Raw genomic sequence first — 12,030 nt, 5'->3', positions numbered from 1 at the left:
CTATACGAGTCTCTTTAACAAAATTACTAAATTATTAACAATATATGAACAAAAGCATTTTAAATACAATAGCTTTTTGATATACTCTACAAGATACCAAAATACTTAAGTTATACTTTTAAAGGAGATAAGATATGATTATTAGAAAGTGGGCACTAGTTTCACTCACGGCTGTACCTTTGTTGTTAGCTGGTTGTGATTCGGAAAATTTAGATGATGTGCAAGACGCTACAATTGAGATTGACCGCATCAAAGACGAAACGGTTGAGACATTCAACCAATTGGTCATGTCAGAAGCAGATTTACAAAGTCATTTTGACGAAACAATGCAAACGGATGATGACTTGGCAACTTTAGGGGATGAATCTTCTCCTGTCTTTGAAAACATTGCTTCCAGAGAAGAAATCGTGACAGAGCTGGAAAACAAGCAAAGTGAATTTGAAGAACACCAGGAAACACTGACGAGTTATGAGGGCGAACTTCTCGATCATGAAGAGGTCAATGCAGTCAATGAATCAGTCAGCAATTTCAACACACACCTCTCCAGTTACATCGACAATTATAAAACAAGTTTGGACAATCAGCGCGACTATTTCACAGGTTTAGCGGATGAGAATGCTACCTATGATGATTTTGTCGAAGGCATCGATCGAATCAACGACGAACGTGTAACACTGTTACAGATGTTTCCGGAAATAGATGGAGCCCTGATTGCAATCAATGGCCAGCTTTCAGCGTTAAAGTCCTCTATTGACGCACAACTAAGCGAAGAAGAATAAAGGAGTATCAGCATGAAAAAAATAATCCTATCTACCCTACTTGCTTCCACGCTCCTGCTTACTGCGTGTGGAGCAGCAAACAGTGAAGAAACTCTTGAAACCGAGAATAATGAAACGAGCCAGGATTCAGAAGTGACCAATCAGGAAGAAACGACTGACTCCTCTGATGAAGAAACGGATGAATTGGAAGAGGATGTTGAAGAAGAAGCCGATGTGGCCGAATCTATAGAGTACTTATACGAAGTGAGTGACAATTTAGCCTATATCAACGTGATCGACGGTAAAGAAGCCAACAAGCAAGTGGCCCTATTGACGTTCGACGATGGTCCCAACGAACACACGTTGAAAATCGCTCAGTCTTTGGCTGAAAAAGATGCACCGGCAATCTTCTTTGTCAATAGCATGTATCTTGAAGATGACGAAGGCAAAGCCATTTTAACTGAAGTTCACGAAATGGGTTTTGCAATAGGTAATCATACGCACACTCACGCGAGCCTGCCTTCTATTTCTGAAGAAAAACAAACAGAAGAAATCATCACAACCAACGATCTGGTCGAAGAAATCATCGGTACACGTCCGCGCTTCTTTAGAGCACCCTTCGGACAAAATACTGACCATTCCAAACAAGTCGTTCAAGATGAAGGCATGGCTTTGATGAACTGGACATACGGTTATGATTGGGAAGACGCGTATAGAGATCCGGAAGCTTTGACGGACATCATGATCAATACCAATCTACTTGTACCAGGCTCTAATTTACTTATGCATGACCGTGAATGGACCGCAAAAGCAGTCCCTGCAATTATTGACGGCTTAAGAGACAATGATTTTGAATTATTAGATCCAGATTTGATCCTATCCAATGAATTAGAAAGTGAGGATGTTAGCGAATGATGAAAAAATTTAAACAGACCCTCTTCTGCTCAGCCGCACTTCTGTCAGTTAGTGCTTTAGGAAGTACTAGTGTAGAGGCTGAAGCAACAACAGAAGTCCAGCAAGTCGAAACAACATACTTAACCATGAGTTCAGAGCCACTTTTAATGATTCCAGAAACGTTTCCCAGTCAATTCAAGTATGACAGCGGCGTAGATATTCCTTATCCGGAAGACGGCGTCAAAGGTATTTTCCTGACAGCAAATTCTGCTGGTGGCTCACGTATGGAAAGCTTAATAGATTTAATGAATCGCACAGAACTGAATTCAATGGTCATCGACGTCAAAGATGATTATGGTGACATCACGATGCCAATCGATTCGGATCATGAATTGATCGCTGAAAACACTAGAAATTGGGTCGATCCGGAGCAGTTGATGCCTCAACTAGAAGAAAACGGCATCTACCCTATCGCTCGTATCGTGGTCTTTAAAGATAACAACCTAGCCAAAGAACGTCCGGACTTATCCTTTACACACACTGATGGTTCTGTATGGACTAACCGAGCAGGTCATGCTTTCGTTAATCCGTTTATGAAAGAAGTTTGGGACTACAACATAGAAGTCGCAAAACAAGCAGCTAAACTAGGCTTCAAAGATATTCAGTTCGACTATGTTCGTTTCCCTGAAGGTTTTGAACTCCGTGATGACGATGTCATTTATTCACGTGAAGACTACGAGGGTAGCGATCTCGACAATGTGAAACAACGCGTGGAAGCAGTTACTGATTTTGTAGCCTATGCACGCCGTGAGCTCGAACCGTTTGACGTAGACGTTTCCGTCGATATATTCGGATACGCAGCAACGATTGAAGAAGCACCGGGTATCGGTCAAAACTTCTCTCGTATTTCCGAGAATGTTGATGTCATTTCATCAATGATTTATCCAAGTCACTGGGGACCCGGTTCGCTTGGAATCGCCAAACCAGACTTGGAACCCTATAATGTGGTTGCCAGATACATGGAGTATGAAAATGAAGTCTTGGGCAACTTGGGCGAGGATGCACCCGTTTCACGTCCCTGGATTCAAGACTTTACCGCTTCCTATCTAGGCTCCGGATGGTATAAACGATACGGTGCCCAAGAAGTAGAAGATCAGATTCGCGCACTCAACGAATATGGTGTCAATGAATTCCTGCTTTGGAATGCCGGTAACTCTTATTCCGAAAGTGCTCAATACAGTTTTGACTAAATGTATTATAAAGGCCGAGACTTTTGTCTCGGCCTTTTTTTCTTGCTAAAAAAACGCAAACAGAGATATGATGGGCTTGATTAGGCGCACTCGCCTAATCATTCATCTTGAGTTGATGGTTGTGGGGCTTTGTAACTTTATAATAGTCACTCAAATCGATGTGGCGCTGCGAGTAACGGTTATCAGGCCCCGATAATGCTCGTTCCATCAAAGGAAGGAAGCGAATCATGCCAATAACTTACCTATTGTCGTTAAAAAACAAAGAACAGAGGAACAACTCATTATAAATTGAGTTGTTCCCCTGTTCTTTTAATAATAATTGTTGTTGGAGTCAAGTTGAAAGTTAAATAGTACCTTTAGCCGGCCCGGACCGTCTCACTGACATCAAGCATGACCAGATGTGATGCTATAACGGGTTTATTGAGGATCGATTCCAAAGCTCGTTTATAGAGAGTCAGCTGGCCACGGTATTTATTCAGCATTTCGTCCCCTGCTCGCTTTCCCAAGTGAGACACACGGTCCGTTTTATAGTCAAACAAAACAATGCCTTCTTCTTGTTCGATATATCCATCTATGATCCCGTGAATCAGCACGTTATCGTCAACGGTTTCCATATCATTGAAAATATCTTTCGCTTCCATGAGTAATGAGAAAGGGACCTCTCGTTTCATGAAGGGTGCATGATCAATAATATAGGCACCAAAGGATGTTTCAAAGAAGTTTAGGATCTCTTCTATCCGAATAAGACCAGCCAGTTCTTCCGTAAACACCTTTTCGTCAACGAGATGAGTAATCAATGTTTCAACTGATTCATTCGTAGGTTTCTCATTTAAATCGAGCGTTTGCAGAACCAAGTGTGTGGCCTTACCTACTTCAGCGGGTGTCGGATTTAGATCCTCTTGAATAAAGGACGGTCGACTGAGCTGATCTTCGACATAACGATTGATCTGTCTTGGTTTGGTGATATCGATTTTGACCATTTGGCCATCATCAGGTTCTTCAAACAAACGCTTGATTTCTGAAACCGACTGATAACTGGTTGTCTGAGTTGCAATCTGATAAGCGTAAGGTTTGTTCATTAATTCAATGGCGTCTTTCACCGCTTCTTTGATCCCATCGTCCGCCTGTGCGTTTAAAGTTCCTTCTTTCAATTTTGGATACCACTCGGTTGTATCTGACTTTTGATGAGAAAGCAGTGCGTGCTCCAGTTCTTCCTGATTATAAAAATGAACATCAAAGGAAGTGTCGTAGTGATGAATCGCTGCGTTTTGTGCCTCAATGGTTCGCTCATCATCCATGTGTTCATGCCTGATGATACTGAAGCCGATCCAGTCCATAAACCCTCGAGCACCCAAACGCATATCCGCAGGAAGCACGCGTTTCGGGTGTCCGCCAACCAGGCCCCACCGTTTATAAGCATCTTCCTTGTTCTTGTACGAGCCAACTAATATTAATTTCTGTTCTGCTCGTGTTAATGCCACGTACAACACACGCATTTGTTCAGACAGAAGTTTAGTTTTCTTTTTATACTTCAATGCTTTTTCCGGCAGTGTCGTTTTTTTCTCTCGGGATTCCAAATCACGGTATTCCGCGCCTACCCCATATTCTTCATCGAAAACCGTTGCACCCTGAGCATCTCTAATATTGAACTTCTTCGTCATGTCCAGTACAAAGACGATCGGGAACTCCAATCCTTTGCTGGCATGTATGGTCATGACCCGGACAGCATTTTCGCTATCTGAAATAGCTTGAGGTTCAGCCAGATCCTTGTCTTTTTTCTGCATCTTCTCGATGAATCGGATAAACTGGAACAAACCTTTGAATGACGTCTTTTCATACGCCGACGCCCGTTCATACAAAGCGTGAAGATTAGCTTTCCTTTGTCTTCCAGAACTCATGCCACCGACATAATGTAAAAAGCCGGTGTCTTCAAAAATCATCCAAATGAGAGCGACAAGTGATTGTCTCCGTGACTGTTTGCGCCATTTTTCAAGCAGTTCCAAGAAGGTCTGAATCTTCACCTGCAGATTTATATTCTTGATATCTTCCCAGTCCTCCTTATCAGCGAACTGAGTCAATGCGTCGAAGTAAGAAGATTGTTTATCCATAATACGAATACGCGTCAAGTCCACTTCATCTAATCCGACAATCGGTGACCGCAACACAGCAGCCAGGGGGATATCCTGCTCTGGATTATCGATGATTTTAAGGATAGACATCATGATTGTTATTTCAGTGGTTTGGAAATAGTTTTGCGTATCCTTCACCGCAGTTGGTATCCCCAACTGTTTGAATATGTCTTGAATATCCAAGTTATTTTTCTTTGTAGGAGTCAACAATACAATGTCTTTGAGCTCAAGCGGGCTCATGGCTTGGGCCTTTTTATCATATATTTCATAACCATTGGCCATCATCTCGAGGATTTTATTGGCCACCATGTATAGTTCACCTTTTGTCTTTGTATCGATTTGAAAGGATACGGAAAGTGCTGCTGGTTCGTCCTCTTCTTCTTCAGAATCATCTTCTTTTGATTCGTAAAGCAGGATATCGGTTTGAAAGTTGTCTGATTCTGGGAAAGCCGTGAAACCATTAACCAGTTTGGCTGAGTCATCATAGGTCAGCTCTCCGACTTCTTTATCCATCAGCTGATCAAAGATAAAATTGGTAAAGGATAGCACTTCTTTTCTGGAACGGAAATTTTCCGCTAATATAATGCGTTCACCGGTTTCTTTAGTTGCGTATCGCTCATACTTATCGATAAACAAACTTGGATCGGCTAGACGGAAGGAATAAATAGACTGTTTCACGTCACCCACCATAAATTGATTACCTTTATTGGGGTCGGGTTTGGTGACCCATTTCAGTATTTCTTCTTGGATCTGATTAATATCTTGGTACTCATCGATCATGACTTCTTTGAATTGGCGACGGTAATGATTCGCCGCTTCAGAAGGCTCTTTCCCCTCACCTGTTTCATTGGCTAATATTTTCAGCGTTAAATGTTCCAAGTCGTTGAAGTCCAGGACTTTTCGATCCGCTTTAAAGGCTTGATAGCGTTTATAAAAGAGCGTCGTTACTCGAGCCATCTCTTCGACTAGCACTTTAACCTTGGCCATGTTATCCAAGTGTTCATCTGGAGAAAATGCAAAAATGTCAGCGACCATGTCTGAATACAAATCTTTTGCTTTGTCTCTGAATGGCTTCATTTCCTTGCCGGTTTCTTTAACGATTTCGGGCGTGTCTTTCTTGTTAGGGGCATACCATCTCGCGTGACTAAAATTTTCAATCAGGGCAAAGGCATCGTTCAGCTTGTTGTCCATGACAAGTGTTTCGATTTGACTTATATGTGACTGATCGTCTGCTAAAATAGCAAGTGTTTTGCTTAGTTCTTCTTCACCATTGCCCATAGCGATTGCGTCTTCAAGTAATTCTTTGATATTATTCAATGTACTTAGCAGCTGCGTTTTTATCAGGTGCTGAAAGACAAAACTGCGTCCTAGATCATTGTCTTTTACCGTATACATCTGGCTGAGTTCAGATAGCCACTTCAATGGATCGGGATTTGCCCGAGAGAATTCGTATAACGACAAGACTAAATCAGTCACACCATCATCATTCTTATCGCTTGAATAAGCTGTCGCTAGTTGTTCGAAAATACTGTCATCAATACCGTAGAGTTCTTCACGCAGATCATCCCAGACATCTTCTTTCATCAAGGCTATTTCCGTGTCATCCGTTAATAATCGGAAAACCGGATCGAAATCGATCAGATAGTAATAACGACGTATGACTTTCAGGCAGAAAGAATGCAGCGTCGATATATCCGCATGTCCGAGCAGAGGCATCTGTCTGATCAGATGATGCTTTAAATCAGCGTCTTGATTTTCATTTATTTCTTTTTGAATGGCTAACTGGATTCGCTGCTTCATCTCTCTGGCTGCCGCATTGGTATATGTCACGACGAGCAGCTGATTGATATCCGTCTGCTTTTTGATCTTTTCGATCACACGCTGAACGAGGACGGTGGTCTTCCCCGATCCGGCTGATGCCGAAACAAGCAAATTTTTACCGTCATCGTGAATAGCCTGCCACTGGTGATCAGTGAACTGTGAATTTTGAGGCTTTTCAGGTAGTGTTGTCATGCTTCATCGTCCTCCTTGCTGGGTTCAATGATCTGATATCTCTCTTTAAGTTTTTGCATCAGTTCATCCTGATCTTTAATTTTAGGCAAGTTTCGGTAATAGTTCTGATTGTTCGGAAGCAGGACATCGAACTGTGAAATAGGATGGTATTCGCCACCAACCGTTGTAGGTGTAAATTTTTTCTTCTCATAGAATGGCGCCAGCTGGTTCTCGCCTGACAAAATTAGATTGCCTGCTTCTTTGATCTTGATCCGGTGATGCTTCAGAAGCAACTCCAAGTCTTCCAGAGTAATGAACGAACCTCGAAGCTCCCCTTTTACTAGTTTCCTTAAAGGATACACAAGTGAGGAAAGGCCGTTATCCAGTGTTTTGTCTATATTTTGTAACAAGTCTTCTTCATTAAGCAGTAACCCTTTCATTTTAAACTCTTTCAACATTTCAGTATGCCAGTCTTTGCCTTTAACAGCGCGACTATCGAGTAATGGGTTTTTGACTTGAGCGTAAAAGGCACCCGCGGGTTTGGCCTTCTTACCGAATAATTCTTCTGAATGCTCTACGGCAGTATCCAGGTACGTAAGTAGTTGCATCATCAAACCATGATATATTTCATCAAATTCAAGTTTCTTGTCTCCAGACTTATAATCGACAACGCTGATGTACAATTGATTGTCGAGTTCAACAGCATCTAGACGGTCGATTTTACCTCTGACATGCAGGTTTCCACCATTACTTAATGGAAAGGATAAACCAGGCACCCCTTGTTTACCGGCAATACGTCCAAAGAGGACTTCTGACTTTTGCGTGACCATGCTTGATCGGCGTGACTGATTAGTTATCGCCCACATCATTTGACGAATCGTGTTGCTGAGTTGCTTTCGGATAAACTTCATGCGGTTCGACATGGAAAGCAAGCGGAATTTATTTTTTTCGTACATCAAGGCCAAGACTTCATCAGTCAATTTGTTTAGTTCGGTGTCAGTGAGTTCATTTATCTTCAAATCACGGGTAACGATCGTTTTAAATATACTGTCTAACGCATCATGGAAAAACGTTCCAGTTTCTGCCGGTGTCAGTTCCTGAACGGAGCGTTCTTTCAACTTCAAACCGTATCGCAGGAAATGACTATATGGATCCAAATAAAAACTCTCGAGTTGCGATACCGATAAGTATAAGTCTTTACCGTATAATTCTTCAGCCAGATCACGGTCGAGTCGTGTCGGGATATTGGAGTATTCCAGACTGCTAAGAATTTTTCTCTCAGTATCCGTAGCCTGTTTGATCAATGACTGATAAAGTTTCAACCAGAAAAGTGACGGCTGATGTTCCTTGTCAATGCCCTCTCGTAACACATTGACCAGATGTCCCAATGTTTCTCGACGGGAACCCACGTATGTCAACAGCGTTTCCAGTGGCTCATTGGTTAGGCTACTTGCTTCTGTCTGTTTCCGTTTAACAGGAACGTTCAATTGACGACTGATCCTTTCAACGTAAGGACTTAACTGATTATCCCCAGATCCATCATTTTTTACAGGGTAGCTGAATATAAGTTTTTCTGAAGCATTCATAAAGGCTGCATAGGCCGCAAAAGGCTCGCTAGCTAAACGTCCGCTCGTTGTTGGGGCCAAATATTTATCATCAGGTAAATAAACAGAGAGTGCTTCCCGGTCTTCATCTGTAAATATCGAGTCATTTTCTTGATTCATAGGCAGTTGCGTATCCGTCATACCTAAAATAAACACGACTTTTTTTGTATTGATCCGGGACTTGTCGAAGTTCGTAAACATCACTTGATCGATACTCGGTGGCACAATACTGTACGTGGCCTGTTCAAAACCGGTTTCTAAAATCGACAGGAAAGAATCCATATTCCACGGTTCGTCGCCCAACACATCTACGAATTCATCTAATAGCTGTATAAAGGTTTGCCATACCTGTTCATGTTTGCGTGCCTCATCCAAGTCTCCTTGTTCAATAGCCTGATCTCGCCAATACAACAATTGCTTATTGAAACCCTGATCATCCAGAAACTGATAAAGGAGTCGCGCAGCATCCCGATTGGTTTCTACATTAGCTAATTGATCATAGAAAGGAATCAAAACCTTTCTGATCATATCTTTTGCTGCGTTGGCTTCTGCCTGCATGAGCTTGTCAGCATCTAGCTGCTCATCCATTTCTTCAAGATGAAAACGGGCATAGATCCATTCTCTATCGTCCAGCCATTCTCTGCCTTCATACCCATAAGCTAATACGACATTTTCCAACGTGTCCATTTGCGTCCGCCAAGCTTTTGTTTTCTCATTCCAAAAAGTCAGCTTCTCTAGATTATCTTTAGGTATTTCATCTTCGTCGGTTAAAGGAATGAGTAATTCGGTTTTAAGAAAACGCATGATGTCATCGTAACGCCAATATTTTTTACGGATAAGAAAGAGACTTTGTATCGCTTCAACTAAAGCATGCCCCGACATATGGTCCGCTTGATCGACAAATAATTCAATATTGTTCTCAGCAAAGGTCGCTTCTAACATTTGTTTATAATCGTCTAACCTACGTGAGACCACGAGAATGTCTTTATATCTGTAATAGTTAGATGCAACCAATCTTTTGATTGTAGTTGCTGTATGCAATACTTCGGCTTGTCTGCTTTCAGCTTCTCTTATTTCAATGCAGTTTGTCATGTCTAATTCTGTACTTAAAGCGTTTTTAGGTGATAAGTCAAAGCTATTCACCCAATATTCCTCAAGTGTATTCAGCTCAAGACACTGTTCACTGCTTGATTCATTCAGCAGGATGTCGTGTTGAACTTGAAGTCTTTTTTCACGTGCTTGCTGATACAAACGATAATAGGTCATACCTGTTTCGTGAAAAAAGTTCGTTAATTCCGGCGGTTCTACCGCGTGTTTTTTATCTAAAATCAATGAGACTTTGACTTCTTGAGCTTGCTCTATGAGTTCAAGAATCAACGCTTGTTCTTGGGCAGAAAAACTATTGAAATTATCAATAACGATCAGTGTGCGACTCATGTCTCTTTTTTTGATTTCTTGAATCAATGCTTCCAGGACATCTTCTTTTTCTATATATTTTCCAAGAAGTTGATTCATAAACGCTTCGTATAATTGCTTGATATCTTTAAGTTTTAATTTCAAATCATTGTGCTCATGTTCATCTGTCCATTGATTTAGGAAGAGTTCTTCTAAATCTTCAGGTTGGACGCGGCCGTTTCTCATTTCCATAAATAAGGTGGTGGTTTTATCGACAAAACCCTGCTGGTGGCTTTCTCCTCTAAAAATGGTTAAATCTTCTTCCTTTTCTTTCAATATTTTTCGTATCAGCATGGATAAACCTGTTTCAGTGAGCTGAGAACGACTGAATATAGCTGTATCTTGAAGATAATACCAGGCTAAACGACTGAAACTGAATACTTGTAAATTGATCATGCCCGCATAGTGATCACTGTGGTCACTTTGGTTGGTTTTGATAAATTCTAAAATATTCATCTCTGACTCGAATTTTATATGATCCGGCACGAGATAAAACACTTGATTTTCACTATCTGCTTGTGACCATTCTACAAGCTGGTTATATATGTGGTCCTTTTTAGTTGTATGTAAACGTCCTAATATAAACTGTAGACCCATTCGGAAACATTCCTTTCAATTAGTCGGCGATTTCTATCAATACTCTTATTCTATCAAATAATCAGCATAAAAAGAAGAAAGGAAAGAAAGCCTTATCGCCCTCTATCCTTTCTTGAAAACTTATTCTGCTGCTAAACGAGCAATTTCGATCAAGACATCTTTGGCTTTTTCCATGCTCTCTACAGTTACAAATTCATAGCGACCGTGGAAATTCTCGCCACCTGCAAAGATATTTGGTGTAGGCAGACCCATGAATGAAATTTTAGAGCCATCTGTGCCCCCTCTGATCGGTTTTATGTCCGGTTCAATACCTAAGTTCCTCATAGCTTTGTCAGCTACTTCCACCGGTCTCATATCTTTTTCAATAACATCACGCATATTGTAATAAGAGTCTTTCATAATCACTTTTACGCGTTCTTCTTCAAAAGGCGCATTTAATCGTAAAGCAATATCACGCATCAATTGTTTGCGTTTGATGAATAACTCTCTGTCGTGGTCTCTGATAATGTAAGCCATCTCAGCTTCTTCTACAGTACCTTTTAGTCCCATTAGATGGAAAAAACCTTCTCTATCTTCTGTCATTTCTGGTACTTCATGACTAGGTAATGCATCATCAAAAGCGATAGCCAGGCTTAGTGCATTGACCATTTTATCTTTTGCAGTTCCAGGATGAACATTTTTACCTTGAATCAGTACATTCGCGCTCGCAGCATTGAAGCATTCATACTCCAGCTCTCCAACAGGTCCCCCGTCAATGGTATAGGCAAAATCAGCATTGAAATGCTCAACGTCAAATTTGTCAGCACCCACACCGATTTCTTCATCAGGACCAAACGCTACACGTATTTTCCCGTGTTTGATTTCCGGATGACTGATTAAATGTTCCATAGCAGCAAAGATTTCTACAATACCTGACTTGTCATCTGATCCGAGTAACGTTTTGCCATCTGTGGTGATCAATGTCTGACCAATGTAGTTTTTCAGATTCGGAAAATCTTTTGGTGACAACTTTACACCTAACTTTTTATTTAAGATGATTTCTTTACCGTCGTAATTCTCATGAATCTGTGGATTAACACCTTTTGCATTAAAGTCAGCAGTATCCATGTGAGCAATATACCCAATGACCGGTACTTCTTTATCCGTATTTGCGGACAGAGTCGCCGTCACAAAGCCATTGGTATCATTGTATTCCACTTCTTCCATCCCAATCGCCTTAAGATCATTCATCAATATTTTCGCAAATTCGACTTGTGTCTGTGTCGTAGGTACAGTGGCTGAATTACTATCAGATTGTGTTTCGATTTTGACATAAGTTAAAAATTGATCGACTAAGTTCTTGTACATTTTA

6 protein-coding genes are annotated in these 12,030 nt (G+C 41.1%); 3 read left to right on the top strand and 3 right to left on the bottom strand.

The genetic code is table 11. From position 1 onward, the window contains the following. Nucleotides 1–134: 134 nt before the first annotated feature. The 3 genes from AX762_RS10835 to AX762_RS10825 are packed head-to-tail and all read left to right on the top strand — an operon-like array spanning nt 135 to nt 2,902. Entirely contained in the window at nt 135–779 is a 645-nt protein-coding gene (locus tag AX762_RS10835; RefSeq protein ID WP_071849148.1) for a YkyA family protein, read from the top strand. A gap of 12 nt (nt 780–791) precedes the next feature. Then, a complete protein-coding gene (locus AX762_RS10830) occupies nt 792–1,673 on the top strand; it encodes a polysaccharide deacetylase family protein (protein WP_071849147.1) in 882 nt (293 codons plus the stop codon). Beyond that, on the top strand, nt 1,670–2,902 hold the full coding sequence (locus AX762_RS10825) for a putative glycoside hydrolase (protein ID WP_083432940.1): 1,233 nt from the start codon (nt 1,670–1,672) through the stop codon (nt 2,900–2,902). Before AX762_RS10830 ends, AX762_RS10825 begins: the two co-directional genes overlap by 4 nt. A gap of 356 nt (nt 2,903–3,258) precedes the next feature. Here AX762_RS10825 and addA read toward each other — a convergent pair whose 3' ends face one another. The 3 genes from addA to pepT form a co-directional block, all read right to left on the bottom strand. Continuing rightward, the gene (addA, locus tag AX762_RS10820) at nt 3,259–7,044 is read right to left on the bottom strand and encodes a helicase-exonuclease AddAB subunit AddA (protein ID WP_071849146.1); all 3,786 of its coding nucleotides are present in this window, start codon (nt 7,042–7,044) and stop codon (nt 3,259–3,261) included. Further along, nucleotides 7,041–10,679, bottom strand: coding sequence for a PD-(D/E)XK nuclease family protein (locus tag AX762_RS10815; RefSeq protein WP_071849145.1), 3,639 nt, complete (start codon nt 10,677–10,679; stop codon nt 7,041–7,043). Before AX762_RS10815 ends, addA begins: the two co-directional genes overlap by 4 nt. Before the next feature lie 120 nt (nt 10,680–10,799). Next, complete coding sequence (gene pepT / locus AX762_RS10810; RefSeq protein ID WP_071849144.1) at nt 10,800–12,026, bottom strand: peptidase T; 1,227 nt, start codon at nt 12,024–12,026, stop codon at nt 10,800–10,802. Between the last annotated feature and the right edge of the window lie 4 nt (nt 12,027–12,030).

The organism is Alkalibacterium sp. 20 (assembly GCF_001885615.1).
In the GTDB taxonomy this organism is placed as follows: domain Bacteria; phylum Bacillota; class Bacilli; order Lactobacillales; family Carnobacteriaceae_A; genus Alkalibacterium.
Note: the sequence above shows the minus strand (reverse complement) of the source record. Positions and strands in the feature narration are given on the sequence as shown.